Raw genomic sequence first — 23,897 nt, 5'->3', positions numbered from 1 at the left:
TCATGCAAGCCACTTCCCCCGCCGAGGTCGATCGGATCGTCGCGCAGGCCGCTGCCGCGTCCGCGCGGTGGCGGCGGGCGTCGATCGCGGATCGCGCCCGTGCGCTCGTGTCCGTCGCCGACGCCCTGGATGCCCGAGCCGACGAGCTCGTCCCGATCGCTCAGCGCGAGACCCATCTCGCCGAACCGCGGCTGCGCGGCGAACTGCGGCGCACCACCTTCCAGCTCCGGATGTTCGCCGCGATGCTCCCCGAAGGGCTGTGGCTCGACGCCCGCATCGACCACGCCGACGCGGAGTGGCCGATGGGTGCTCCGCGACCGGACCTCCGTCGTCAGCTCGAGCCGATCGGCGCGACACTCGTCTTCGCGGCGAGCAACTTCCCGTTCGCATTCTCAGTCGCCGGTGGCGACACTGCGAGTGCGCTCGCCGCCGGCAGCGCCGTCGTCCTCAAGGCGCACCCCGGTCATCCAGAGCTCTCGGATGCGACGACCGATGCCGTGGTGGCGGCGCTCGCCGACGCCGGTGCCCCTGAGGGCCTGTTCCAGACGATCCACGGGACCGACGCGGGCGTGCGCGCCCTGCAGGCGCCGGAGATCAAGGCAGCGTCCTTCACCGGATCGGTGCGGGGAGGTCGCGCGCTGTTCGACATCGCGAACGCCCGTCCGGAGCCGATCCCGTTCTTCGGCGAGCTCGGCAGCACCAACCCCGCGTTCGTCACGCGGAGCGCCGCGTCGAAGGATGCCGCGGGCATCGCGCGCGACTTCGTCGCGTCGGTCACCGGCAGCGCGGGGCAGCTCTGCACGAAGCCCGGAGTGCTGTTCGTTCCGTCGTCGTCCTCCGTCGTGGCGGAGCTGGCGGCGCAGGAGCTGCCCGCGGCCGGTCCGCTGCTGAACCAGGGGATCGAGAGCGGGTTCCAGGGCGCGCTCGCCGGCGTTCGTGCTGTCGACGGCGTGGAGGCGGTCTCCGAGGGGGCCGATGCGCTCGCGCCCGTCCTGCTCTCCACCACGTCCGAGACGTTCCGTGCGCACATGGACGCGCTGATGACCGAGATGTTCGGCCCAGCCGCGCTCGTCGTGGCCTACGAGGACGAGAGCGAACTGGTCGAGTTCGCGTCGCGCCTCGAGGGGCAGCTGACCGCGACGATCATCGGTGAGCCCGACGACGGGATCGCCGCTGAGCTCCTCTCTGTGCTCTCCACCCGAGCCGGACGCGTGCTGTGGAACCAGTGGCCGACCGGGGTCTCGGTGACCTGGGCGCAGCAGCACGGCGGCCCGTACCCCGCGACGACGGCGGTCGGTTCGACCTCGGTCGGCATGGCCGCGATCACCCGCTTCCTGCGCCCCGTCGCGTACCAGAACGTGCCGGACGAGCTGCTTCCGGATGCTCTGAAGGAGGGCAACCCGCTGGGCATCGCCCGGCGCGTGGACGGTGTTCTCGTCCTGCCGTGATGTGGTGACCGAATCGGGGCTCGCGGTACGCCGCGAGCCCCGATTTCGTTGTGCGGTCAGCGCGTCGGAAGCCAGACCCGCATCGCCTCGCCGCCGTCGAATTCGGCGAACGGGCGCAGGTGCAGCACGGCATCCTCGAGCTCGGATGCCGAGGCGGCGGCGTACAGGGTCGTGTCGGCGGGCAGGGTCCGCCGCTGCGCGGCCAGTTCGAGCCGCGGACCGAGCGGACCACCGGCGTCCGCGCTCTCCTGCGCGCTCGTGGCGGTGTCGATCGTGACGGCCTCGACGTCGCCGACCGCGCAGTAGACGACGGGGCCGCGGCGCAGGGCCACCGTTCCGCGGACGGCGTCGATGCGCGGGTCGGGGCGCACGACCGAGACGGTGACCGGCAGCTGCAGTTCGAGGCTCGTGCCGTCGACCAGAGCATCCTCCAGCAGGATCCAGCCGTCGTCGACGACGACATCGACGGGCGCGCCGTTCCTGTGCAGCGCGACCGTCGCACCGGCCGTCCACCCGGGGACGCGCAGCGCGAGCCGACGGCGACCGGCGGCGACGTCTCCGCTCACGCGGATGCGGACGAGTCCGTCGGCGGGGTACGCGGTGTCGATCTCGACCGTCGCGCCGTGGGCTGCGACGGTGGCCGACGCGTAGAGGGCGATGTCGAGGCCGTCTTCTCGCTCGGCGGCGATGTGCTGCTCGAGCGCCGCGAACGTGCGCATGAGGTTCGGCGGGCAGCAGGCGCAGCTGAACCAGCGGCGTCGAGCATCCGGGGCCTTTCCGCCGTACGGGCGGTCGTCGCGCACCTGCAGCGGATTGACGTAGGTGAACGTGTCGCCTGCGGTGGAGATGCCCGCCGCGACGAGGTTGTACAGCGCAGTCTCGGCGACGTCGAGGATGTCGGCTCGGCCGGTCGCCAGGTACATCCGCCATGCCCAGCCGAACAGGGCGACACCCGCGCAGGTCTCGGCGTACGCGCGGTCCGGCGGCAGTTCGAAGGCCTCGCCGAAGGACTCGTCCTCGTGGCGGGCGCCGGTGCCGCCGGTGACGTACATGCGGCGCTGGACGAGGTCATCCCACTGGGTGAGCATCGCGTCGAGCATCTCGGTCTGACCGGTCTCGAGGTAGAGGTCGGTGATGCCCTGATTCAAGTAGAGCGCGCGTACGGCGTGACCACGCATCGTGGTCGCCTCGAGCGCGGGCGTCTCGTCCTGGTAGTAGACGGCGCCGAACATCACGCCGCCGAGGAACCCGGCGCCGCGGCGGCGCACGAACGCCTCCGCCAGCTGAAGCGGGGCGGAGGCGCCGGTCGTGCGGTGCAGTTCGACGAGAGTCGTCTCGATCAGAGGATGCCCGCAGTACTCGACCGCATCATCGGCTCCCATCCGGTGGACGACGTGATCGACGAAGCGCTCGGCGACTTCCAGCAGCCGGTCGTCGCCGATGGCGCGGTGCGCGCCGATCGCGGCCTGGATCAGGTGCCCGAGGCAGTAGAGCTCGTGCCCCTGCGCGAAGTCGGTCCAGGGCTGGTGGCCGTCACGGCGCAGATAGGCGGAGTCGAGATAGCCGTCCTCCTGCTGTGCGCGTTCGATCAGGTCAACCGTGCTGTCGAAGAACGCGCGGAGGTCGGCATCTTCCTCGCGGCCGAGCTCCCATGCCGCGGCCTCGAGGGTCTTGTAGATGTCCGAGTCGATGAACAGGAATCCGCGGAAGTCGGCATCGGATTCGCCGGTGAGCCGGCGGAGATTCTCCAGATTGCCGTACTCCTCGAGCATCGCGATGCCGTGCGGGAGCGTCGTGTTCCGGTTCCGGTCGTGCCACTCGCGGAGCAGCCCTCCGGTGACGAGGGGGACTATGGGGAGCGGATTGCGCACGCCGAGGCGCGTGCGTCCGACGGCGGTGCGACTGGCGGTCACGAGGGAGGACACGGGCGAGAACCTCATCTCCGAGGTGCTCTGGGTGGCACCTCTCAGGTGAGTGCAATTGTACTTGTACTGGATTCGGGGCTGTCAAGGTATCGACTGCCGAGCGAGCGCTACGGAATTCGACGAAATGCGATAAGCAAAGTCAAGCTGGCTATGAATCATCAAAAATGCATGCATCTATGCCAAGCCTCTTGGTGATTCGCTCCCTGATTTGGAGCACCCTCCGCCGTCGGCGGATAATTCCGGCATCCGCGCCGCCCGTCCCCGGCCGGAGAATCGACATGGAATCCACCTCCTCAGCACCTCGTCCGGCTGTCGCCGTCCTCGGCGCCGGCCGCCTCGGAACCGTGCTGTCCGGCGCCCTCCGCGCCGCCGGATTCGACGTCCGCGGGCCCCTGAGTCGGCACGACGACGTCCCCGACGTCGATGTCGCGATCCTCTGCGTTCCCGACGCGGCGATCCCCGAGGCCGCCGTCCGCGTGCGCCCGCATGCGCATCTCGTCGGACACGTCTCCGGCGCCACGGGACTGGACGACGTCGACTTCAGTATCCATCCGCTGCAGACCTTCACCGGTACGGAGGATCCCGACGTCTTCCACGGGGTCGGCGCCGCCATCGCCGGGCGCACGCCCAAGGCTGTCGCGACGGCTGACGAACTCGCCCGCGCCCTCGGCGCTCGGCCGTTCGAGATCGATGACGCTCATCGGGCGAGCTATCACGCTGCGGCATCCTTCGCGTCGAACTATCTGCTCACCCTGCTGGATGCCGCAGAGCTCCTCGCTCGGACCGCCGGCGTCTCCGATGCCCGCGACCTGCTCGCTCCGCTCGTGCGGCAGAGCGTGGACAACTGGCAGGCCAGGGGAGCGCGTGCGGCGCTGACAGGGCCGATCGTCCGCGGCGACGTCGCGACGGTCGAGCGCCAGCGGGAAGCGGCCGCCGGCGAGAACCTTGGTGCTCTTTTCGATGCGCTGGCGGAGGCGACGGGCGAGATCGTGGGCGGTGACGGCGTTTCGACGCGGTCGGTGCGCTCCCTCGCTCAACGAGCGGACGGCTCGACGGAGGAGGCCCCATGAAGATCCTCCGCGCGATCGCCGAGGTCCGCGACGCCGTCGCCGCCGCCCGCACGAGCAACCAGACCGTCGGCCTCGTCCCCACGATGGGCGCCTTCCATGAGGGCCACCTCTCCCTCATGCGAGAAGCCCGGAAGAGCAACGACCTCGTCGTCGTCTCGCTCTTCGTCAACCCGACGCAGTTCGCGGCGAACGAGGACCTCAGCACCTATCCGCGTGACGAAGCCCGCGACGCGGCGCTCGCCGAAGCCGAAGGCGTCGACCTCCTCTTCGCCCCGGAACCGGGCGAGATCTATCCGGACGGCTTCGCCACCACGGTCCACGTCGCCGGAGTCACCGAGGTGCTGGACGGCGCGAGCCGCGGCATCCACCATTTCGACGGCGTCGCGACCGTCGTCACCAAGCTCTTCGGCATCGTGCGTCCGGATGTCGCGTACTTCGGGCAGAAGGACGCCCAGCAGGTGCTCGTCGTCCGCCGGGTCGTGCGCGACCTGAACCTCGACGTGCGCATCGAAGCCTGCCCGATCGTGCGCGAGGCCGACGGGCTCGCGATGAGCTCGCGCAACGTCTATCTCGACGCCGAAGCCCGAATGCAGGCGACCGCGCTCAACCGCGCGCTCGACGCCGCGCACGCGCTCCACGACGCGGGGGAGGGGGATGCCGCGAAGATCCGCGCTGCCGCCGCCGAGGTGCTCCGGGACGCCGGCGTCTCCCCGGAGTACCTCGAGCTCCGCGACGCCGAGACCCTCGCGCCCGTGGCGACGACCGAGCGCGACACCCTGATCGCCGTCGCCGCCCGCGTGGGCGCGGCCCGACTGATCGACAACCACACCCTTCGTTCCGCTGAACCGAGAGGCGACGCCTGATGCGACGCACCATGCTGAAGTCGAAGATCCATCGCGCGACCATCACCGGCAGCGACCTGAACTACGTCGGATCCATCACGATCGACCCCGACCTGCTCGAAGCCGCCGACATCCTGCCGCACGAACAGGTGCATGTCGTCGACGTCGACAACGGCGCCCGCTTCGTCACCTACACGCTGGTCGGCGAACGCGGCTCCGGCGTCATCCGGGTCAACGGCGCCGCCGCCCGCCTCGTGCACAGCGGCGACACGATCATCGTCATCTCCTACGCCGAGTACTCGCGCAAGGATCTCGCTGCGTATGAACCCGTGGTCGTGCACGTCGACCGGTCGAACGCGATCGTCCGCGTCGACGACGCCGTCGGTGAGCTGGTGATCTCGTGAGCGCGCACCCCTCCCCGACGAAGCGCCTCACGCTGGGCGACCTCGCCGCCGCTCGCGACGCCGGAACGCCGATCGTCATGGTCACCGCCTACGACTTCCCCAGCGCGCAGATCGTCGAAGCGGCCGGCGTCGACGTCGTCCTCGTTGGCGACTCCGCCGCGATGACCGTGCTCGGTTACGACTCGACCGTGCCCGTCACGGTCGACGAGATGCTCATGCTCACCCGCGCCGTCCGCCGAGGCCTGGAGCGTCCGCTGCTGGTGGGCGATCTGCCGTTCGGCTCGTACGAGGCATCGGATGCCGAGGCGATCGCCACCGCGCAGCGCTTCGTCAAGGATGCCGGCGTCGACCTCGTCAAGATCGAACGCGGCGGCACATCGGTCGATCGCGCCCGTGCGCTGGTCTCGGCCGGCATCCCGGTCGTCGGGCACGTCGGCCTCACTCCGCAGACCGCCGCGTCGCTCGGCGGCTACCGAGCTCAGGGCCGTCGCGCCGACGCCGCGCTCGCCGTCATCGAGGACGCGCTCGCGCTGCAGGATGCCGGATGCGCGATGCTCGTCGTCGAAGCCGTGCCCGCCGAGGTGACCGCGGCCCTCATGCCGCTGCTCAGCATCCCGGTGATCGGCATCGGCGCCGGAGCGGGCACCGACGGTCAGGTGCTCGTGTTCCATGATCTGCTCGGCATCCATGCCGGGGGAGCGGCGCGGTTCGTGCGGCGATACGCCGACCTGCGCGGCTCTGCGATCGCGGGTGTCGTGGCGTACGCGGATGAGGTGCGCAGCGGGGCGTATCCGGCGCCGGAGCACACGTATGCCATGGCCGAGGGCGAGGCCGCGCGGCTCGCGGAGCTGCTCGCGGCGCGCTGAGGCCCTGGAGCGAGATCAGGACGTCTGTCTGAGATCAGGACGATCCTGGCCGGATCGTCCTGCTCTCGAGCCACTCTCCTGATCTCGCGCGGTCAGTTCAGTCGGCGGCATCCTCCGGAACCCGGCGCAGGAGATCGCCCGGTTGGCACTCGAGCACCTCGCACAGCGCATCCAGGGTCGTGAACCGCACCGCCTTGGCGCGGCCGTTCTTGAGGACGGCGAGATTCGTCGGCGTGATGCCGATCCGATCGGCCAGCTCGCCGACGCCCATCTTGCGGCGCGCCAGCATGACGTCGATGTCGACGATCACGGGCATCAGATCACCTCGCCCAGCTCGGTTCGCAGCGCCTGTGCTTCGTCCTCCCTGGCGATCGCCTGGCGCAGCAGCGCCTTCATGACCACGACGAGCAGCGCGATCCCGCCGAGGACCAGCGCCGCTCCGCAGATCAGGCCGACCAGGCCGGGCGCCATCGACCCCGGCGCCAGGATGATCGCCAGTGCCAGTGCGAGGACAGCGGCGACCGCGAACGACGCGACGATCGCGTTCACCCATCCGAACGAGGATGCCGAGAAGATCGATCCGCGCCGCACCTTCGTCAACAGCATCCAGACGGACACGGCGAAGACCTGCATCGTCAGGATGCCGAGCGCGGCGATGCTCACGAAGGCGATGCGCCCCCAGAGCTCCTCGCCGGCCAGATCGAGCCACAACGCCGGCACGATGAGCGCCTGCACCGCCACGGATCCCAGCAGTGCCAGGGCGATCACCACCTTCAGCACCACGATGGTCACGTTTCCCATGGTTCCGACCTCTCATCGAAGAACAATAGGAATCTATCGTTAATCGTTCGATCTGGGAAGTGCCTGCGAACCCGGGGTTTCCCTTTCGGCAGCACGGTTAACGATATATCGTTGACTATCGCTCACCTACGAGGAGGCATCATGAACGGTTCATTCCCCACCGGCGGTTTCGGCTTCGGTCCCAACGGCCCCGGAGCGTCGATCTTCGACGCGTTCGAGCAGTTCCGGCAGACCTTCGAGCAGCAGCGCCCGGGTGGCGCGTCGCGCATGGCACGGGGCGACGTCCGCGCCGCCGTCATCGCTCTGCTCGCCGAGCAGCCCATGCACGGCTACCAGATCATCAGCGAGATCTCGGATCGCACCGGCGGCGCCTGGAAGCCCAGCGCCGGATCGGTCTACCCGACCCTGCAGCTGCTCGCCGACGAGGGCCTCATCACTGCCGAGGAGCAGAACGGTCGCAAGACCTACTCGCTCACCGAGGCGGGAATCGCCGAGTCGGAGGCGGCCGCTGACAAGCCCGCCCCGTGGGAGGCCTTCGGTGGACGCACCGCCGCGAACCTCACCGCGCTGCCCAAGGCCGGCATGGAGCTCGCCGGCGTCGCCGCCCAGGTCGCCCGCACCGGGACTCCCGATCAGATCCAGAAGGCGGTGGACGTCCTCGACGATGCGCGACGTAAGCTGTACGCGATCCTCGCCGACAGCTGATCGGAGCGCGCATGGATTCGACGTCGGATGCCGTGGGCGAGAGCGTACCGGCGCAGGCGCCTGCGGCGCCGTTCGCGGAGGAGGCCGAGCAGGGGGTGCCGGAGCATCGCGCCCGCTATCGCCGCATCGTCGGTTTCGCAGCACGTGAGTTCCTGACGGTCTGGTGGTACGAGCTGGTCCTCCCGCGCTTCGGTCTTGCGTCGCGTGCGGAGCGGACGCGAGCGGCGCGCATGCAGCGCTTCGCCCGCCGCTTCCACGCGCTCGCCGTCGAGCTCGGCGGGCTCATGATCAAGGTCGGACAGTTCATGTCGTCGCGCCTCGACGTCCTGCCGCCCGAGATCACCGCTGAGCTCGAAGGGCTTCAGGACGAGGTCCCCGCGGTCGCGTTCGCCGACATCCGCGCACTCGCCGAGGCTGAGCTGGGCGTGCCGTTGACCCGCGCCTACGCCTGGTTCGATGAAGTGCCGCTCGCCGCGGCATCCCTCGGCCAGGCGCATCGCGCCCGCCTGTCGGATCAGGATGCCGAAGACACCGGGCTGCGCGACGTCGTCGTCAAGGTGCAGCGCCCGGGCATCGACGGGATCGTCGCGACCGACCTCGCCGCGCTGCGGCGGGTCGCGCGCTGGGCGAGCCGCGTCCGGCTGGTCTCGAACCGTGTCGACGCGCCGGCGCTCGTCGAGGAGTTCGCCCAGACCTGCCGCGAGGAGATCGACTACCTGCACGAGGCGGCCGGCGCCGAACGGTTCGCGGCGGACTTCGCCGACGACCCGCGCGTCTCCGCCCCCGAGGTCGTCTGGGAGCGCAGCACCCGCCGCGTGCTCACGCTGTCTGATGTCACGGCGATCAAGATCAACGACACCGTGGCGCTGCGCGCCGCGGGGATCGACCCGACCGATGTCGCGAACGTGTTCGCCGACGTCATGCTCGATCAGGTCTTCACGCACGGCTTCGTGCATGCGGATCCGCACCCGGGCAACATCTTCGTGACGCCGCTGCCCTCGGACCCCGGCGGCTTGGCGTGGCGCCTCACGTTCGTCGACTTCGGGATGATGACGTCCGTTCCCGACAGCCTGCGCGCCGGTCTCCGCACACTCGTGATCGCCGTCGCCGGTCGCGACAGCAAGGGCCTCGTCGCCGCAGCACAGGAGATCGGCGTGCTGCTGCCGTCCGCCGACACGCGAGAACTGGAACGGGCGCTGACCGTCCTGTTCGCCCGCTTCGGCGGCATGGGCTTCGCCGAGCTGCGCCATGTCGACCCGAGCGAATTCACCGGCTTCGCGACGGAGTTCACCGACACCGTGCGCGAGCTCCCGGTGCAACTGCCCGAGAACCTGCTGCTGCTCATCCGCGCCGTCTCGCTGACATCAGGGCTGTGCAGTGCGCTCGACCCCGCTTTCAACATCTGGGATCCGGTCGAGCCCTACGCGGCGAAGCTGCTCCAGGACGAGGGAGGCAACCTCGTGCAGGACTTCAGCCGCCAGGCGGCGGCGAATGCCGGCATCCTGTGGCGACTGCCGAAGCGGCTCGACGACGTCATCTCCCGCGCCGACAGCGGCACTCTGTCGTTCGACACGTCCCGGCTCGAGCGGCGCCTCGACGTCCTCGTCGGCATCGGCAGGCGCGTCATCTCCGCCGTGCTGTTCATGGCCCTGGTGGTCGGTGGCGCGCTGATGCTCGCGACCGCACCGGTGTTCGCCTGGATCCTGATCGGCGTCTCGGCGCTGCCGCTGCTGCACGCGCTGTTCGGCGGGCGGCGGCGGACCTAGCCGCGGTCGATGTCTGCGGTCGGGGCGTCTCCACTGGTCGACGCCTGCACGCGCACCTTCTCTCGCAGTTCGACCGGCGGCCAGACCACGAGCAGGAAAACCGCGATCGGACCGAGGACCAGGGTCGAGAAGAACCAGTTCCACGCCGATCGGTTGCGCGTGCGCGCATAGCCTGCGGAGAGCAGCGCCATGCTGAACCACAGCGAGGTCACGGTCACGGAGAGTGCGGGATCGGGCATGCCCGAACGCTATCAGTCGGGAGCTGGCTCGGCCTCCGCCTTCGCGCCCTCCGCCGCTCCCGTGATCCGGGCGGCCATCCCGGCGAAGATCGATCCGTGGAAAGGCAGGACGGCGAACCAGTACAGCCGCCCGGTCAGCCCGCGCGGGAAGAAGATCGCCCGCTGTTCGTAGCGGGCGCCCTCGGCATCCGGCACCGCCCGCAGCTCCAGCCAGGCGGATCCGGGGACCTTCATCTCGGCGCGCAGCCGCAGCAGGCCGCCGGTCTCGGCGTCCGACTCCTCGACCGCCTCGACCCGCCAGAAGTCGATCGCGTCCCCGATCCGCGCGCGGGTGCGGCTGCGGCGTCCGCGACGCAGACCGACCCCGCCCATCAACCGGTCCATCCAGCCGCGCAAGGCCCAGAGGAACGGTGACGAATACCAGCCGTTCTCGCCGCCGATGCCGACGATCACGCGCCACAGCTGGTCCACCGACGCCTTCGTCTGCAGGGTGCGCTGATCGGTGAACACGGTGCGGCCGGCCCAATCCGGGTCACTGGGCAGCGGGTCGCTCGGGGCTCCGGAGACCTCGGCATCCTGCCAGCTCGTCTCGACGCTGTCGGCGTCGACGCGTCCGAGCGCGAGGCGGACCGCCGTCCGATACGGGGTGAGGCCGCCATCCGGCGGCGGGATGAGCGCGTCGATGTCGTCGTTCTTGACGACGCACTCGTTCTGCAGGGAGGCGACGAGGGGACGCGCGATCGAACGGGGCACCGGTGTGACGAGGTTCACCCAGTGCGATGCCAGCTCGGGCGTCAGCACGGGGAGTGCGGCGATGCCGCGCTGGGGGAGACCTGCCTCGACGGCATAACCGTTCATCATCTGCCCGTACCGCAGCACGTCCGGGCCGCCGATGTCCACCGTGCGATTCACCTCGTCGCCGACACGCGCCGCGCCGAGCAGATAGTGCAGGACGTCGCGGATCGCGATCGGCTGGATGCGGTTGCGCACCCACTTCGGCGCCGGCATGTACGGCAGCACCTCGGTCAGGTGCCGGATCATCTCGAATGACGCCGAACCAGACCCGATCACGACGCCGGCCTGCAGGACGAGCGTCGGCACCCCTGAGTCGAGGAGGATCTCGCCGACCTCGACGCGGGAGCGCAGGTGCGGCGACAGCTTCACATCGTCCGGATGCAGGCCGCCGAGATACACGATCCGGCGCACTCCGGCATCCTTCGCGGCCTGCGCGATCGTCGTCGCGGCGCGCTGGTCGGCGTCCTCGAAACCCTTCCCGGCACCCATCGAGTGGATGAGGTAGTAGACGACGTCGACGTCGTCCATGGCCGTGCGCACGGCATCCGCCTCGTCGGCCGAGCCCTCGACGATCTCGCACTCCGATCCCCAGGGGAAGGACGCGGCGCGGGCGGCATCCCTCGCGAGCACCCGCACTCGGTAGCCGCCATTGAGCAGACGGGGCGTCAGGCGCCCGCCGATGTACCCGGTCGCGCCGAGTACGAGCGCTCGAGGAGCACTGCCGTCCTCGCGGGGGAGGGCGCGCAAGGCGCTCTCGCGGCCGGTGGGCTGGGTGAGCTCGGTCATGTCCCGAGCGTAGGCGGCGGGCGGCGCAACGGCGAAGCGGTTGCGCTCGAGGGGGAACTGTGAATTCTGCGGTGCGCCGTCACGTGTACGCTTGTACGCATGACTCCTGCGCCCGGCCCGGACCTCGCGACCCGGCGTGCCCGCATCGCAGTCTCTGCGCTGTTCCTCACCAACGGCGCCCTGTTCGCGAACATCCTGCCGCGCTACCCCGAGATCAAGGCCGCGCTCGAGCTCGACAACATCGCGTACGGCGTCTCAGTCGCAGCCTTTCCCGCCGGCGCGATCGTCGCCGGTCTCGCGGCCGCGGTCCTGATCCGGAGGCTCGGCTCGGCGCGGGTCGCCGTGGTCGGCACGGTGCTCACCGGCCTCGGACTGTTGTTCGCGGCCTTCGCGCCATCGGCGGTGCTGTTCGCCCTGGCGCTCTTCCTCGGCGGCGCATCGGATGCCATCACAGACGTCGCGCAGAACGCGCACGGCCTTCGCGTGCAGAAGCGCTACGGCCGCTCGATCATCAACTCCTTCCACGCGATCTGGTCGATCGGCGCGGTCCTCGGCGGCACGATGGCTGCGGGTGCGATCGCCCTGCACATCCCGGTCGGCATCCATCTGTCGATCTCGACGGCCCTGTTCGCGATCGTCGCCCTCGTCGCTCTGAGGTTCTGCCTCCCCGGCCGTGACGAGGAGACGACCGAGGATGCCGTCGCCGACGTGCCGGAGATCCAGGGCGCCGTGCGCCGAGGAGTCAGCCCGCGCACGATCTGGATGCTCGTCGCCCTCACCCTGATCGCGATGGCCGGCGCCGTCGCGGAGGACGCGGGCAACACGTGGGCCACGCTCTATCTGTCCGAATCGCTCGGGGCACCCGCCGCGATCGCCTCGCTGGGCTTCATCGCGCTTGTGGGTGCGCAGTTCATCGGGCGGCTCCTCGGCGACGGGCTGGTCGACCGCTTCGGACAGCGCGCCGTCGCGAGGGTCGGCGGCCTCATCGCCGCGGTCGGCATGGGCTTCGCCCTGGCCTTCCCGAGTGTGCCGGGGACGATCGCCGGATTCGCCGCCGTCGGATTCGGCATCGCTACGCTCATCCCGGCTGCGATGCACGCGGCCGACGAACTGCCAGGGCTGCGGCACGGCGTCGGACTGACGGTGGTGTCGTGGCTGCTGCGGCTCGGATTCCTGCTGTCACCGCCGTTCGTCGGTTTCATCGCCGAGACCATCAGCCTGCGCGCCGGTCTGCTCGTGGCCCCGATCGCCGGACTCGTCGCGTTCGCGCTCGCCGGAGTGCTGGAGAAGCGGCCCGCGCGCGGCTGAACGCGGGACGGATGTCGGGAGAATCCCCGCATGTCGGGAGATTCGGGTCGGTTTCGCCCGACATTCGGGCATCGTCCCCACATCTGTCCCGGATACCGGGGCCACTGGTTCCGCAGCGCGAGCGGTGAGGAGTCGTGACCGGGGTGGTCAACGCCGCGCGTCGGCCGCGGCGAGGCCGGCCCGCATCGCCTCGCGATCCGCGGCATCCCACGGACCGGAGGCGGCCAGCGGGATCTCGGTCATGAAGCGGCGCTGGTCCTCCGGGATGCGGGCGACCACGGCATCCGGATCCGACCCGGCAGTCGCGTAGAGCGCCGGGCCGTCGGCGTAGAACGGGTCGGTCAGGACGAGCCGGCCGTCCGAGCCGCGCATGACGTTCGACGGGTTCTCGTCGATCGGGCCGCACCAGGGCAGCTCGGCGATGGCGCGCGCGTGGATCTCCCGCAGGATGCCGGTGAGCTCGGCGACGCTCTCGTCCTCGTCCGCGATGAGGCGGTGCAGCCCTGCGGCATCCGCGGGATCGACGGAGTGAAGGCGCTCCATGAGCATGAGGTCTCCGCCGCCGATGAGCCGGTGATGCGCGAACAGTCGCGGCACGAGCAACGTGTGCTCGGTGCGACGGTAGAGCTCGGCTGTGTAGGGACCTGTGGGATCGAACGGGCTGATCCGCGCAACCGTCTGGCCATCGGACGACAGCAGCGCGATCGCCCAGTCGCCGGCGCCGATGCGCGACCAGCCGGCGCTGGTGAAGAAGTGCTCGACGTCACGGTGGTCGACGTTCGGTGCGAACGACGGGATCTTCGGGGTCATCGATCCAGTCTCCAACGATTCGGATCAGAGATGTCAGGGACGCGGTGAGACGGCACTGAGTGTCGCTTGTCGGGCCGCGTTTGAGGCTGCTCAAGCCGCTTTGTCGTGACACTTCCCAGACGTGTTTGAGGGTTGCGGCATGACCTGGGTCAAGATCGACCGCGCAATATCTCGCCCGACGTTGCAGGATAGAGCTCTAGCTCGCGCAGGAAGGACCCGGACTCGTACCGTGAGATGGCCTCGGATTCCTCGCTCCGTCGACAAGGTGGTGGCAAACGTAGACGCGATGCGCGACTCGTCCGACCGTACGTCGGCGAGCGTGGATAAACTCCTCCAAGAACTCCAGGTTGAACGGCTTGACGCTCAGCGGCGCAGGTGGTTGAGTGTCGGCGCGGGATCCGCACTCGCACTCTTGGCGGGGGCATCGGGGTGGGGGCTGCTGCTCGCTTCGACTCCGCAGAACTCACCGGCCATAAGCCCCACGGGACGGATCGGCATCGTTTCGGTGGGTTCTCTGCCTGAATCCGTTGTCCGGGTGCACGCCGACTTCAGCGCCTCAAGCGACGAGCCAGGCTCGTTCAGCATCGTAGTTTCGGTGTACCCCAACCCAGCGCAAAATCTCCTCACCTCGAGTTTCAAGCCCACTATCGGATTTCTCTTCTGCGGAGACTTGCGCGAGGGCCTGACCCTCACCGAGGCCAATCAGGGCCGCCAACCTTCCCCGACGCCCGTAGCTGGCTCGACCCTATTCGACTCAGTTGTTGGCGAACGTGCTGAATGCGACTACCTCGAGATCACCGGTATCACGAGCCAGGTCGCGCTTCGCGGCTCGACTGATACGGCATTCGCATCGACGGAGGGCTCACGCGTCTTGTACGCGTTTCCTGGCGTCGTAGCACCGCTCCTCCCCGAGTCAATTAACGCTTCGACGGCGCTTCCACTTCCGTCAGAAGCAGAGATCACCGTTTCCTTGCGCGATGTACCAGCGGATTTGCAGGTTTCGCAATCGATGCCGCAGATCCCGGCAGACGGTCAACTTTCATGGACGTCAACGCTGGGATCGGCGATACCGCCAAGTGAGTATCGCCTCTCTGGCGTTCTGGAGAACGCGCAGGCGAGCGCGAGTGTGGGGCTCTTTGCTGCTGGCGCGCTCGTGGGGATCGCTGGTGCCGCTGTCCTTTGGGCGATGGAGGCCGCCATAGGGACGATTCGGAAGTCGAGGCCGTAGTGCACGCGATGTGAGATGTGGTGAATCGGGAGCCTGACGGTGACCTTGACCGTTATTCAGGTCCATGTCACGCGCAGCACTCACCCACCCGACTACCCCTGGCCAATTGGGCTCATCTGCACGCGCCGCAGCCATCACCTACTCAGGCGCTGCCGGCTGATATCGAGCTCCTAATGATTCTCAAACGCGCCGATCAAGCCCTCAACGCCGCGAGCGCTGCAATCCCTACTTCTGAGCGCGGGCAGGCCGTCCTTTTCGGGCGTTGACCTTGGCGGCGTTCTTGAGCAGCTGCTCGTCGGTGCGGTCGTAGAGGCGGAGTAGTGCAAGCTCGAGGTATCGGGCGCCCTCAAGCACGTAATTTATGGTCACGGCGGATTCGTGCGAGCCCGTGTTGCCGATCCATTTGACGGCTTCGAGGGCGTCGGCCACGTCGGGGTACGTTGGGCGCAGCGCCTCGATCCTGGCGTGGGTTGTCAGGCGCCGTTTGTTGTTTGCCGGTTGCATCTTTCGGACTTTGAGGTGAGTGAGGAGGATCTCGACGGCCTGGCGAAGCTGGTTGGCCGCGGCGCTGGGGTTGATCCAGATCAGCTCGTTCGCGGCGCCAATCGCAGCGGTCACGGGATCCGGTGTACCTGGGACTGGGGCGATGGTGTGCAACGCAGGTGAGATGTATTTCACGCGGAGGTTACCTCCCCACTTGGGTCCGTCGAGTTCGTTCGATTCATCGCTGACGAACCAGTCGCCGGCGATGGTGAGCTGGGCTGTGCAAGTCGGGTCGGAACAGCGCAGCATTGAGGTGAACGTTCCATGGAGAATATCGGGGTCAAGATAGCCGTCGTCGACGACAGCTTGATAGGCGGTCTGTGTCGATGGGACCGTGACCGTCTCGCCGACGCGTTGGACAGTGCTTCGCTGGCAGATGGGGCAGGAGATGCTGGGCCAATGGTCATCGGGGAACCAGTCGGCAAGGGGGAGCAGAGGGTGTCGGTGCAGCACGATCTGACCTTAAGGCACAACTAGCTCGCTGAACCGCGGCGAGGGTGGACTACCGAGTCGTGGTGCGGTGGACAGATGAGGCACCGCTGAGGGACAGCACGCGGCGCCCGCCGTCAGCCGTGCAGGGCGCGGGAGCAGCCAGCTGATCTCGGACACGCGAACAGCGGACCGGGGTGCTTTCCGAGGATCCGGGTTGTCTGGTTCCACTGCTCATGGTTCCCGAGGGTCACGTAGATCCGTTCGATGCTGGTGTCGGCGAAGATCTCATCGACCAGGTGCGACTTCATCCACCAGTCGCCGAGATGGAGGATCGTCGTAACGTCGGGGGCGAGAACGGGGAGGGTGCCGGCGATGACGCGTGCCCAGCCGGTGCTGCCATGCCAATCGCCGCACACCGCCACGCGCTGGTCGTGCAGCGTGATGCCGTCGGCCGACTTGATCGCTTTCATGGGGGGCTATCCGATGCACTGACTCCATCGTCCGTCATCGTCATGCCGACACTGTAAATCGGGCGTCGGACACCAGGACAGCGGGATTACTCCTTCTCCGAGGGGAACCGTCTGCGTGGCTTGGGAGAGTCGTATCCAAGCGCCAGAGTAAATGCTGGCTTCGTGCCGCTCGGATCTCGTGTTCATTCTTCTCCAACCTGGCCATCAACCATGCCGCGAGACAACATGCTGTGGCGAGTGTATGGAAGACCTCGTCGTCAAAGAGCGAGGCTGGCGAGTCAGTGAAGAACGTCTGATCCTCCCCCACGATGAAGTAGTCAGTCACCGCTTCGTCGCTCACATGATTGACGCGCGAGAGAACGACGAAAGCGCGTGTCAGGTAACCCGTGGTGTCTAAGTCTGCAAGCATTCCGCCCTTGCCGGTGAACTTCGGAAGCGCTGTCGCGCGACGCATCGGATCGTCTGGATGCCGGGGGATTCGCTGCTCGAGGTTATCAAGCAGAGTGTCCCAGTCGTCATCGCCCGGTCGGCTGCTTCTCGCGTACTCGTGGCGCTTCGCGAGCAGCGACACTTCGAGGCGGTCGATGCCGCCCACCGTGAGGTATGCCCACTGGGCGGTGACGGCATGCTCGAGGGCGCTGCGGACGATGACTCGACCTTCTGCGGCGAAGCCGTTCTTCTCAAGCAGAAGGTACGCCTTCGCTGCGCGGCGAACGCGTTCGACGAGACCTCCGAGGACTTGGAACTCCCACGCACTTTCGGCGTCGAGGTGGACGCCGCCACGGTGATGGCGGTCCTGAACGAACCGGAGCACCCACGGGGCGGTGAGGTGGCGTGGTGGCAGGTCCGACATGGCTTCACGGTATCGCCACCGAGGGGGTGGGGTCGTGCATCGTCGACCTCACCTCGACTATGGCAGCGCGATGACGCGCGGGTTCCAGAACACGATGGGCACAGTGCCGGAGCCGCAGGTCGCGTCCTTCGACATCCCGATCCGATAGCGGATGTCGAACTCGTCCGCGGTGTCGGCGACGTACTCCAGGACCTTGCGGTCGTTCCAATCGGAGTACGGGGCGAAGGTGACGACTGCCAGGCGGCGTCGCTTGTCGTTCGGCCCACGGTACTGGTAGGTGCGGACATGGTCGCGCACCGCACTGTGTCCGAGGAGGCTGCACTCGTCGCGGTGGCTGTACCGATGACCACGCCCGGCGAGGCCGCTAGCGCTCGCGAGCATGTGGAAGCATCCGGAGCGGGGGCCCTGAGTGAGCCCTCGCGCGTCTGCCCAGCCGATTTCTGCGGCCTGATCTGGTCCCGAGTCGGCGCTTCTTGCCTCGACGAGTAGCTCTCCGCGCCTGATACAAACTCTCGGAGGGCGGTGGTGTAGTTGGTTTCGTTGACGCTGGCGAACTGGCGAACGATGGCCTTGCGGCCGCTGTGAGTGGTCACGATGAATCTTCCTCGGTTGCTCCGCGCAGCACACCGACGAAGAGTCATGTGTACTGATGTGAGTAAGTGCGATTCATCGACCTTGTCCTCGTCTGTATCGGTGCGCGGACCGAGACATCGGAGAGAGGCAAGCACTCGTTGCCGGGAAGGGTGCGACGACTGGAGCGGCCATGGTATTCCCGGTGAGCGTGACGAATCTATGGCAACGGTGAGCAGAGGCGGGGCGAAAGGCGCCACGTCGGACCGGGAACGTTGGCTGACGGCTCTTCGGCCAGAGGAAGGAATCTTCGGCTCCCACGTGCCAGCACGCAGCTGCCGTCTCCTATGACCGGTAGTCGCGATTCGCGCGCCGCCAAAAGTGGCCCGGGCACGGCTACTTGGGGCCGACCGCCGCCGAATGTCGGAGGCCCTCGTTACAGTTGGCTTCGGACGACTCTGGGGGTCACGGATGGGATCGAGTTACAACAAGGAGCGCTTCGCCGAGACGGTGAAGCGCGACTACTGGAATAGGCGCACGGTTCGCGAGACGTACGGCCTGAACAAGTCCGTTCACGAGGTACTGGCGCAACGCGCCGAGACCAAGCAACTCGGTCACCCGACGGCGTTGGAGTTGCCGCTCGGCGGCCGTTTCACTGAGAGTATGACCGTCGGGTTCCTCGACCTGACCGACTTCACTCGCCGAACATTTTGGGATGGTCAGGACGAAGTGGTCGACCTCGCGCACGCCGTGCTCTCAGGCTTCATCGAGGTCGTCGACAGCCACGGCGGGTACCCGCTCGGCCTCCGCGGTGACGGCCTCTTCATCGGCTTCGGGGGAAACCCAGGTTTCGCCTCTGCAATGGCTCTCGCCGCCTGCGCCATCGCCATCGACGCGATTCAGTCCGAAGTGAATCCGTGGTTGAAGGATCGCGATCTCGAGCCCATTCAGGCGCGAGCAGGCCTGGACGCCGGGGAGATCACCTTTGTCCGAACAGGCAACCTCGAGCACAGCGAGATTAACCCGCTTGGATTCGCCGCGAACTTCGCAGCCAAGTGCGAGAAGAAAGCCAAGTCGTGGCAGATCGTCGTCGGCGAGGGGCTTGTCAGTACCTTGCGTGACCAGTCCGACTTCGCGCACCACCCGGACTCCCCGAAGACCTACGAGAGGTATGGGGAGAGAAAGTACTACCGCTTCTACGACTTCTCCTGGAAGCGCACACTCCGCAACTCCGATGGCGTCGCCGACGCTCTCCGAGGTGCGTCCACGTCCAGCATCATCACGAGTTAGGGGAACTCCATGTCAATGCCAGCACTGCTCAGCCAGTTCGGACTGGATACACAACGCTTCGTCACGGCCGAAGGACGTGTCATTTTCGACGGAGTCACTGCGACGGCCGGCGGCTACTCGCACGCTGAGTACGGGTCGGTCTCTGCGATGAGCTCACACGGATTCCACGGGGACGGTCCCGAGCCGACCGACGAGACCGCTCCGGCGCCGTGGTGGGAGGACGAGACGCAGTTGCAGCGACACCGTGACGCACTGGCCACGGCGTTCCCCGGATTTCGTCCACTGGAGTTCGACGGCGAGAATCCCCCGATGTGGTTCGGCGACATCGACACCGGTCGAGGGAGGTTCACGGTTGCCATCGCCCTGCGCCATGACCGTGGCCTGCCGTTCGTCCGTGTCGTCAAGGGTTCTAAGCTCGGCATCGCGACGGGCCGAAACTGGATTCCGTCCCCGCATCTCTATCTCAACGGCAACCTGTGTATCGCAGACCAGTCGGACTGGGACCCCGACGTCCACACGGTCGCCACCGCGGTCGCGTGGACCGCCCACTGGCTGGCAGCGTTCACCGAATGGCGCATCACTCGTCGGTGGCCGGTCGAAGGTTTCCAGCAGAATGCCGCGTAAGCGCTCGGTGCCGCCCGCCGAAGGCAGTCAGCAAGCCCTGGATCAAGCGGCCAACTGGGTGCGATTCGCAGACACCAAGGCGACGGTACTGACCGCCGCGCTCGGGGTGGTGATGACCATGCTCATCACCAACACCCCGCACATCATCAAGGCCGCGGCGTCGTCGGAGGAAGCCGCCACGCGGTTCGGAGTCGCCGCGTTCGTCGTAGCCTCGGCGTTCCTGTTCACGCTCGGTTGGCTCGTACATGCCATCGTGCCGCGGCGGAGTGCAGCCGGTAGGACCAATCGCTTCTCCTGGCCCGCGCTGGCATCGACCGACTACGAGGATCTCGTTAGCCACAATGAGGCGGTTCCCGCGCACGAGGACGCGTGGAGGCATACGCTCGTCCTTGCCCGGGTCGCCGACGAGAAGTTCCGAGCCTGTAGAGTCGCTGCCTACGGCTTCGCGGTGTTCATCGTCTCAGCTGTCGTGTGCGTGGTCGCGGCGGCACTCGTCAACGGCTAGCGCAACTGGCTCGGCGGTTCTCGGAGCATAGATCAGCGAAGCCCCACTCAGCGCCGAGCGGGGCTTCGCCAGATCGTTGCAAGCTGTCAGTGTCTCTTGCCGGTGCGGCCCGGACCGTTACAGAACGGACAGCCAGCCCCGCGTCTGCCGGTTCGGCTGTATACCGGAGCTCTGTGTCATCTATCGGCAGACCTTCGAACACTTTCAGTAGATGCTTCTCCAGGTCCAGAACATCCGTCGGCCACTTGCCTCCGCTGGGCCCCAGCGGGCGCTTGACTGCCGTGCGGGACCGTCGGCGCTCCCGCTTGCAGGTGATATTCCTCTCGGGTGGAGGCGCTACAACGTACGCGGTCGGAGTCTCGTGACTCTTGGTGTATCGGAGCAGAACTTCTGTTTAAGACAGAGCGTTGTGCAAGCTCAAAGCATTCCCAATAAGAAACCTCTTGACACGGCATCCGCTCCGTCGTAACGTACAACCAAATGGTTGCACAAACAGAACTGAGCGAAGCGGAGATCGACCGTGTGTTCCACGCACTGGCGACGTCGACGCGACGAGACATCCTGCGCAGGACGATCCAGCAGGAGCAGTCCGTCTCGGCACTCGCCGCCGAATACGAGATGTCGTTCGCGGCCGTCCAGAAGCACGTCGCCGTGCTCGAGGCCGCGCACCTCATCGTCAAGCGCGCCGAGGGACGCGAGCGGCTCGTCCGCGCCGACCCTGCGATGATCGCCCGCGCCAGGGCGCTCCTCGCCCGATACGAAGAACTGTGGCGGGCGCGCGTCGCCGGCCTCGATGACCTGCTGGCAGAGCAAGACCGCCCCGCCGGCCACGCACAAGAACGAGAACAAGGAGACTGACATGCCCGTCACCGACGTCATCACCGACGCTGAAAACCTGACCATGACCGTCATCGCGGACTTCGCCGCACCCGTCGAACGGGTGTGGTCGGCCTACAGCGACCCGCGACAGCTCGAGCGGTTCTGGGGTCCTCCCGGATGGCCGGCGACCTTCACCGCCTGGGACCACACGGTCGGCGGGCGCGCGCACTACCGGATGAACGGCCCGCACGGCGAGACGCCGGCCGGTCTGTGGGAGTTCCTCGCGATCGAGGAGCCGCACCTTTTCGAGGTGCTGGACAGCTTCGCGGACGAGAACGGCGCGCCTGTCGAAGAGCCGCCCGCGACACGGATGATCTTCGAGTTCACGCCGACCGACGACGGCACCCGAATGGTGACCACCAACCACTTCCCGTCGGTCGAGGCGCTCGAGCAGCTCGTCGGAATGGGCATGGTCGAGGGCCTGAAGCTGGCGATGTCGCAGCTGGACGTCGTGCTGCAGGACCTCCGCGAGTACGCACAGGGCAAGGGTACGCAGGTCGAGCTGCTCGACGACACGCACGTCCGCATCACGCGGCTCGTCAACGGCCCGCGCGAGCTCGTCTGGCGCGCGTACCATGAGCCCGGACTGGTCGAGCAGTGGATGCTGGGACCGGGCGGGTGGGAGATGACCGAGAACGTCATCGCCACCGAGGTCGGTGCCTCCTATCGGATGTCGTGGGCTCCGGTCGGCGACACCGAGGGCGAACCGTTCGGCTTCGAGGGCGAGATGCTGGTGATCGACCCGCCGCGGCGCGAAGTCACGACCGAGCGGATGCAGGGCCAGACCACTGAGGTCCTCAACGATCTCAACCTCTACGAGGAGGATGGGGCCACCCTGATCACGGTGTTCATCGAGTACCCCGACAAGGAGACTCGCGACATGATCCTCGCCACCGGCATGGCCGACGGCATGGAGGCGTCGTACGCGCGACTCGAGAGCACCCTGCTCACCGTCTGACCTGCGCGGATCAGCGATCGGTCGTCCCCTGCGCGGGGCGACCGATCGCTGCGTCCGCGGCCGTCGGACGGCCGGCCCACGGTCAGCCGCGCGGTTCCCGTGTCGACCAGAGCGCGAGGACGACGAGCACCGGCTGGAAGAACAGCCGCACGAACCGCTTCATGTCGGTATCGAGACCGAACCCGTCTCGGTGATGCATCCACTGGGCCACGTTCCCGGGGAAGACCGCGATGAAGAAGAGCGCCGCGATGGTGCCGACGAGCCGGCGGCGCTGACGGGACAGCAGCAGCGCGGCCCCCAGGCCGACCTCCACGACACCGGACGCGACCACGGTCGTGTCCGGGTCGAGGGGAACGGATTCCGGCACCTGCGCCTGGAACTCGTCGCGGGCGAACGTGAGATGCGAGACGCCCGCAAAGACGAGCGCGGATCCGAGGAAAAGGTGGCCGATGGTCCGCGCGGGAGACGACATGATGCGAGTGTACGCGCCGGCCACGCCGTGTCGACGGGCTCGCATCGCGCACCCGCACCGACGTACGGTGGACCGATGATCGATTGGACCTCCTGGACCGGAACAGCCATCGCCATCGTCATCGCTCTGCTCGTCGCCGTCGCCGCAGTGGTCGCCCTGCGCCTCATCGCGATGATCGTGAGCCGCAAAGTGCCCTGGGTCGCCGACCTGGATCGCCGCGTCCGCCGCGCGTGGGCCGCAGTCAGCACGGTCGTCGCCCTCTGGATCGCCTGCGCGATCACTCAACCGGTGGGGGAGCAGTGGTGGCCGGGATTGTCCCGGCTCTTCCTGATCCTCACGATCCTCTTCGGCGCCTGGCTGATCGCCGCCCTCGTGTCGTTCGGCTTCGAGCGCCTGCTGCTGCGCAACGACACCACGCTCGTCGGGGCCGACATGCGCCGTCGTCGCACCCAGGTCATCGTGATCCACCGGCTCGTGCTGGTGTTCATCGGCGTCGCCGCCGTCGGCACCGCCCTGTTCACGTTCCCCGAACTGCGCGTCGTCGGCACCAGCCTGCTCGCATCGGCCGGCATCGTCAGCATCATCGCCGGCCTCGCTGCCCAGTCGATCTTCGGGAACCTCATCGCCGGCATCCAGATCGCCTTCACCGATGCGATCCGCGTCGGAGACGTTGTCGTGGTCGAAGGCGAGTGGGGCAGGATCGGCGAGATCAACCTGTCGTACGTCGTCGTCTACATCTGGGACGAGCGCCGGCTCGTCGTTCCCTGCAGCTACTTCACGACCACTCCGATCGAGACCTGGACGCGCCACTCGGACAAGATTCTCGGGACGGTCTACCTGGAACTGGACTGGCGAGTGCCGATGGATGCTGTGCGCGAGAAGTTCCTCGAGATCGTCGAAGCGTCGCCGGCGTGGGATCGCCGCTCGGCCGGCGCGGTCGTCACGGACGCCGTCGGCGGCAACGTCACCGTGCGGTTCGTGATGTCGGCGAAGGACTCGTCGGATCAGTGGGATCTGCGCTGCGAGGTGCGCGAGCGGCTGATGACCTGGCTGCAGCAGGAGCACCCGGAGGCGCTGCCGCGGACGCGCGTCGTCGTCGACGAACCGGCGACCGCCTAGGACGAACGCCGAGGGAGACGCTCTGCTAGCATCATCCCGACCACACGGGTGCCCGAGCACGGGCTGAGATCTGGCTGATGCTGCCTGCGACCGTCGAACCTGTCCGGGTAATGCCGGCGTAGGAAGTAGGACTCCTGTGAGCACCCCCACCGCCGACCCGCCGCGCGTGCACGAAGATGGCCATCCGGC

Annotated in this window: 26 protein-coding genes and 1 riboswitch; of the genes, 15 read left to right on the top strand and 11 right to left on the bottom strand. The window is 67.7% G+C overall.

What is annotated here, in order from left to right; all coding sequences use genetic code 11:
* Positions 1-2 precede the first annotated feature (2 nt).
* On the top strand, positions 3-1,448 hold the full coding sequence (locus ACI7YT_RS17750) for an aldehyde dehydrogenase (NADP(+)) (RefSeq protein WP_406247435.1): 1,446 nt from the start codon (positions 3-5) through the stop codon (positions 1,446-1,448).
* Positions 1,449-1,504: 56 nt separating this feature from the next.
* Here ACI7YT_RS17750 and ACI7YT_RS17745 read toward each other — a convergent pair whose 3' ends face one another.
* Entirely contained in the window at positions 1,505-3,373 is a 1,869-nt protein-coding gene (locus ACI7YT_RS17745; RefSeq protein ID WP_406247433.1) for a glycoside hydrolase family 127 protein, read from the bottom strand.
* A gap of 278 nt (positions 3,374-3,651) precedes the next feature.
* On the opposite strand from ACI7YT_RS17745, the gene ACI7YT_RS17740 reads away from it, so the two are divergent.
* Genes ACI7YT_RS17740 through panB form a run of 4 tightly spaced genes read left to right on the top strand, consistent with a single transcriptional unit; the run spans position 3,652 to position 6,555 of the window.
* Entirely contained in the window at positions 3,652-4,443 is a 792-nt protein-coding gene (locus ACI7YT_RS17740) for a Rossmann-like and DUF2520 domain-containing protein (protein WP_406247431.1), read from the top strand.
* The gene (gene panC / locus ACI7YT_RS17735; protein WP_406247430.1) at positions 4,440-5,306 is read left to right on the top strand and encodes a pantoate--beta-alanine ligase; all 867 of its coding nucleotides are present in this window, start codon (positions 4,440-4,442) and stop codon (positions 5,304-5,306) included. The genes ACI7YT_RS17740 and panC overlap by 4 nt, the downstream gene beginning before the upstream one ends.
* Positions 5,306-5,689: an aspartate 1-decarboxylase gene (gene panD / locus ACI7YT_RS17730; protein ID WP_406247428.1), complete on the top strand. Its 384-nt coding sequence runs from the start codon at positions 5,306-5,308 to the stop codon at positions 5,687-5,689. Before panC ends, panD begins: the two co-directional genes overlap by 1 nt.
* Positions 5,686-6,555, top strand: coding sequence for a 3-methyl-2-oxobutanoate hydroxymethyltransferase (panB, locus tag ACI7YT_RS17725; RefSeq protein WP_406247426.1), 870 nt, complete (start codon positions 5,686-5,688; stop codon positions 6,553-6,555). The genes panD and panB overlap by 4 nt, the downstream gene beginning before the upstream one ends.
* Positions 6,556-6,652: 97 nt before the next feature.
* Here panB and ACI7YT_RS17720 read toward each other — a convergent pair whose 3' ends face one another.
* Entirely contained in the window at positions 6,653-6,871 is a 219-nt protein-coding gene (locus ACI7YT_RS17720) for a helix-turn-helix domain-containing protein (protein WP_406247424.1), read from the bottom strand.
* Positions 6,871-7,356 (bottom strand): DUF2975 domain-containing protein, encoded by a 486-nt coding sequence (locus ACI7YT_RS17715; protein WP_406247422.1) that lies wholly within the window; start codon positions 7,354-7,356, stop codon positions 6,871-6,873. The genes ACI7YT_RS17720 and ACI7YT_RS17715 overlap by 1 nt, the downstream gene beginning before the upstream one ends.
* A 141-nt stretch (positions 7,357-7,497) precedes the next feature.
* Between ACI7YT_RS17715 and ACI7YT_RS17710 the strand changes: the two genes are divergently transcribed.
* Together ACI7YT_RS17710 and ACI7YT_RS17705 are read left to right on the top strand one after the other, a co-directional pair.
* On the top strand, positions 7,498-8,061 hold the full coding sequence (locus ACI7YT_RS17710) for a PadR family transcriptional regulator (RefSeq protein ID WP_406247420.1): 564 nt from the start codon (positions 7,498-7,500) through the stop codon (positions 8,059-8,061).
* An 11-nt stretch (positions 8,062-8,072) separates the two neighbouring features.
* A complete protein-coding gene (locus tag ACI7YT_RS17705; protein WP_406247418.1) occupies positions 8,073-9,827 on the top strand; it encodes an ABC1 kinase family protein in 1,755 nt (584 codons plus the stop codon).
* Here the strand turns inward: ACI7YT_RS17705 and ACI7YT_RS17700 are convergent.
* Both ACI7YT_RS17700 and ACI7YT_RS17695 read right to left on the bottom strand, forming a co-directional pair.
* Positions 9,824-10,066, bottom strand: a complete 243-nt coding sequence (locus tag ACI7YT_RS17700) for a hypothetical protein (protein WP_406247416.1) — start codon at positions 10,064-10,066, stop codon at positions 9,824-9,826. The genes ACI7YT_RS17705 and ACI7YT_RS17700 overlap by 4 nt on opposite strands.
* A 12-nt stretch (positions 10,067-10,078) precedes the next feature.
* Positions 10,079-11,647 (bottom strand): SDR family oxidoreductase, encoded by a 1,569-nt coding sequence (locus ACI7YT_RS17695; protein ID WP_406247414.1) that lies wholly within the window; start codon positions 11,645-11,647, stop codon positions 10,079-10,081.
* A 99-nt stretch (positions 11,648-11,746) separates the two neighbouring features.
* Between ACI7YT_RS17695 and ACI7YT_RS17690 the strand changes: the two genes are divergently transcribed.
* The gene (locus ACI7YT_RS17690; protein ID WP_406247412.1) at positions 11,747-12,955 is read left to right on the top strand and encodes an MFS transporter; all 1,209 of its coding nucleotides are present in this window, start codon (positions 11,747-11,749) and stop codon (positions 12,953-12,955) included.
* A gap of 147 nt (positions 12,956-13,102) precedes the next feature.
* On the opposite strand, the gene ACI7YT_RS17685 is transcribed toward ACI7YT_RS17690, so the two are convergent.
* Positions 13,103-13,765: a hypothetical protein gene (locus ACI7YT_RS17685; RefSeq protein WP_406247410.1), complete on the bottom strand. Its 663-nt coding sequence runs from the start codon at positions 13,763-13,765 to the stop codon at positions 13,103-13,105.
* Positions 13,766-14,051: 286 nt separating this feature from the next.
* Between ACI7YT_RS17685 and ACI7YT_RS17680 the strand changes: the two genes are divergently transcribed.
* Positions 14,052-14,993 (top strand): hypothetical protein, encoded by a 942-nt coding sequence (locus tag ACI7YT_RS17680; RefSeq protein ID WP_406247408.1) that lies wholly within the window; start codon positions 14,052-14,054, stop codon positions 14,991-14,993.
* 225 nt (positions 14,994-15,218) lie between these two features.
* On the opposite strand, the gene ACI7YT_RS17675 is transcribed toward ACI7YT_RS17680, so the two are convergent.
* The 4 genes from ACI7YT_RS17675 to ACI7YT_RS17660 form a co-directional block, all read right to left on the bottom strand.
* Positions 15,219-15,989, bottom strand: a complete 771-nt coding sequence (locus ACI7YT_RS17675; protein WP_406247406.1) for a DUF4145 domain-containing protein — start codon at positions 15,987-15,989, stop codon at positions 15,219-15,221.
* 113 nt (positions 15,990-16,102) lie between these two features.
* On the bottom strand, positions 16,103-16,438 hold the full coding sequence (locus ACI7YT_RS17670) for a metallophosphoesterase (protein WP_406247404.1): 336 nt from the start codon (positions 16,436-16,438) through the stop codon (positions 16,103-16,105).
* A 40-nt stretch (positions 16,439-16,478) separates the two neighbouring features.
* Positions 16,479-17,291, bottom strand: a complete 813-nt coding sequence (locus tag ACI7YT_RS17665; RefSeq protein WP_406247402.1) for a hypothetical protein — start codon at positions 17,289-17,291, stop codon at positions 16,479-16,481.
* 57 nt (positions 17,292-17,348) lie between these two features.
* Positions 17,349-17,672, bottom strand: coding sequence for a hypothetical protein (locus tag ACI7YT_RS17660; protein WP_406247401.1), 324 nt, complete (start codon positions 17,670-17,672; stop codon positions 17,349-17,351).
* 660 nt (positions 17,673-18,332) lie between these two features.
* Between ACI7YT_RS17660 and ACI7YT_RS17655 the strand changes: the two genes are divergently transcribed.
* The 5 genes from ACI7YT_RS17655 to ACI7YT_RS17635 all read left to right on the top strand — a co-directional run bounded on the left by ACI7YT_RS17655 (position 18,333) and on the right by ACI7YT_RS17635 (position 22,117).
* Positions 18,333-19,151, top strand: coding sequence for an adenylate/guanylate cyclase domain-containing protein (locus tag ACI7YT_RS17655; protein WP_406247399.1), 819 nt, complete (start codon positions 18,333-18,335; stop codon positions 19,149-19,151).
* A 147-nt stretch (positions 19,152-19,298) separates the two neighbouring features.
* A complete protein-coding gene (locus tag ACI7YT_RS17650; RefSeq protein WP_406247398.1) occupies positions 19,299-19,775 on the top strand; it encodes a hypothetical protein in 477 nt (158 codons plus the stop codon).
* Positions 19,765-20,280, top strand: coding sequence for a hypothetical protein (locus tag ACI7YT_RS17645; protein WP_406247396.1), 516 nt, complete (start codon positions 19,765-19,767; stop codon positions 20,278-20,280). Before ACI7YT_RS17650 ends, ACI7YT_RS17645 begins: the two co-directional genes overlap by 11 nt.
* A gap of 480 nt (positions 20,281-20,760) precedes the next feature.
* Positions 20,761-21,138, top strand: a complete 378-nt coding sequence (locus ACI7YT_RS17640) for an ArsR/SmtB family transcription factor (RefSeq protein WP_406247394.1) — start codon at positions 20,761-20,763, stop codon at positions 21,136-21,138.
* 1 nt (position 21,139) lies between these two features.
* A complete protein-coding gene (locus ACI7YT_RS17635; RefSeq protein WP_406247392.1) occupies positions 21,140-22,117 on the top strand; it encodes an SRPBCC domain-containing protein in 978 nt (325 codons plus the stop codon).
* A gap of 82 nt (positions 22,118-22,199) precedes the next feature.
* On the opposite strand, the gene ACI7YT_RS17630 is transcribed toward ACI7YT_RS17635, so the two are convergent.
* The gene (locus ACI7YT_RS17630; RefSeq protein WP_406247390.1) at positions 22,200-22,589 is read right to left on the bottom strand and encodes a hypothetical protein; all 390 of its coding nucleotides are present in this window, start codon (positions 22,587-22,589) and stop codon (positions 22,200-22,202) included.
* Between the two features lie 75 nt (positions 22,590-22,664).
* Here ACI7YT_RS17630 and ACI7YT_RS17625 point away from each other — a divergent pair, with 75 nt between their 5' ends.
* Entirely contained in the window at positions 22,665-23,708 is a 1,044-nt protein-coding gene (locus ACI7YT_RS17625) for a mechanosensitive ion channel family protein (protein ID WP_406247388.1), read from the top strand.
* 34 nt (positions 23,709-23,742) lie between these two features.
* Positions 23,743-23,850: riboswitch (TPP riboswitch) on the top strand.
* Positions 23,851-23,897: the final 47 nt, after the last annotated feature.

The organism is Microbacterium sp. M, assembly GCF_045181065.1.
Lineage (GTDB): Bacteria > Actinomycetota > Actinomycetes > Actinomycetales > Microbacteriaceae > Microbacterium.
This window is presented reverse-complemented; position numbering and strand designations above follow the sequence as displayed.

Excerpts from the sequence above, each read along its gene's own strand:
- ACI7YT_RS17750 (WP_406247435.1), top strand. The coding sequence starts at position 3 with ATGCAAGCCACTTCCCCCGCCGAGGTCGATCGGATCGTCGCGCAGGCC.
- ACI7YT_RS17740 (WP_406247431.1), top strand. The coding sequence starts at position 3,652 with ATGGAATCCACCTCCTCAGCACCTCGTCCGGCTGTCGCCGTCCTCGGC.
- panC (WP_406247430.1), top strand. The coding sequence starts at position 4,440 with ATGAAGATCCTCCGCGCGATCGCCGAGGTCCGCGACGCCGTCGCCGCC.
- panD (WP_406247428.1), top strand. The coding sequence starts at position 5,306 with ATGCGACGCACCATGCTGAAGTCGAAGATCCATCGCGCGACCATCACC.
- ACI7YT_RS17720 (WP_406247424.1), bottom strand. The coding sequence starts at position 6,871 with ATGCCCGTGATCGTCGACATCGACGTCATGCTGGCGCGCCGCAAGATG.
- ACI7YT_RS17715 (WP_406247422.1), bottom strand. The coding sequence starts at position 7,356 with ATGGGAAACGTGACCATCGTGGTGCTGAAGGTGGTGATCGCCCTGGCA.
- ACI7YT_RS17710 (WP_406247420.1), top strand. The coding sequence starts at position 7,498 with ATGAACGGTTCATTCCCCACCGGCGGTTTCGGCTTCGGTCCCAACGGC.
- ACI7YT_RS17705 (WP_406247418.1), top strand. The coding sequence starts at position 8,073 with ATGGATTCGACGTCGGATGCCGTGGGCGAGAGCGTACCGGCGCAGGCG.
- ACI7YT_RS17700 (WP_406247416.1), bottom strand. The coding sequence starts at position 10,066 with ATGCCCGATCCCGCACTCTCCGTGACCGTGACCTCGCTGTGGTTCAGC.
- ACI7YT_RS17695 (WP_406247414.1), bottom strand. The coding sequence starts at position 11,647 with ATGACCGAGCTCACCCAGCCCACCGGCCGCGAGAGCGCCTTGCGCGCC.
- ACI7YT_RS17690 (WP_406247412.1), top strand. The coding sequence starts at position 11,747 with ATGACTCCTGCGCCCGGCCCGGACCTCGCGACCCGGCGTGCCCGCATC.
- ACI7YT_RS17685 (WP_406247410.1), bottom strand. The coding sequence starts at position 13,765 with ATGACCCCGAAGATCCCGTCGTTCGCACCGAACGTCGACCACCGTGAC.
- ACI7YT_RS17680 (WP_406247408.1), top strand. The coding sequence starts at position 14,052 with ATGCGCGACTCGTCCGACCGTACGTCGGCGAGCGTGGATAAACTCCTC.
- ACI7YT_RS17670 (WP_406247404.1), bottom strand. The coding sequence starts at position 16,438 with ATGAAAGCGATCAAGTCGGCCGACGGCATCACGCTGCACGACCAGCGC.
- ACI7YT_RS17665 (WP_406247402.1), bottom strand. The coding sequence starts at position 17,291 with ATGTCGGACCTGCCACCACGCCACCTCACCGCCCCGTGGGTGCTCCGG.
- ACI7YT_RS17660 (WP_406247401.1), bottom strand. The coding sequence starts at position 17,672 with ATGCTCGCGAGCGCTAGCGGCCTCGCCGGGCGTGGTCATCGGTACAGC.
- ACI7YT_RS17655 (WP_406247399.1), top strand. The coding sequence starts at position 18,333 with ATGGGATCGAGTTACAACAAGGAGCGCTTCGCCGAGACGGTGAAGCGC.
- ACI7YT_RS17650 (WP_406247398.1), top strand. The coding sequence starts at position 19,299 with ATGAGCTCACACGGATTCCACGGGGACGGTCCCGAGCCGACCGACGAG.
- ACI7YT_RS17645 (WP_406247396.1), top strand. The coding sequence starts at position 19,765 with ATGCCGCGTAAGCGCTCGGTGCCGCCCGCCGAAGGCAGTCAGCAAGCC.
- ACI7YT_RS17640 (WP_406247394.1), top strand. The coding sequence starts at position 20,761 with ATGGTTGCACAAACAGAACTGAGCGAAGCGGAGATCGACCGTGTGTTC.
- ACI7YT_RS17635 (WP_406247392.1), top strand. The coding sequence starts at position 21,140 with ATGCCCGTCACCGACGTCATCACCGACGCTGAAAACCTGACCATGACC.
- ACI7YT_RS17630 (WP_406247390.1), bottom strand. The coding sequence starts at position 22,589 with ATGTCGTCTCCCGCGCGGACCATCGGCCACCTTTTCCTCGGATCCGCG.
- ACI7YT_RS17625 (WP_406247388.1), top strand. The coding sequence starts at position 22,665 with ATGATCGATTGGACCTCCTGGACCGGAACAGCCATCGCCATCGTCATC.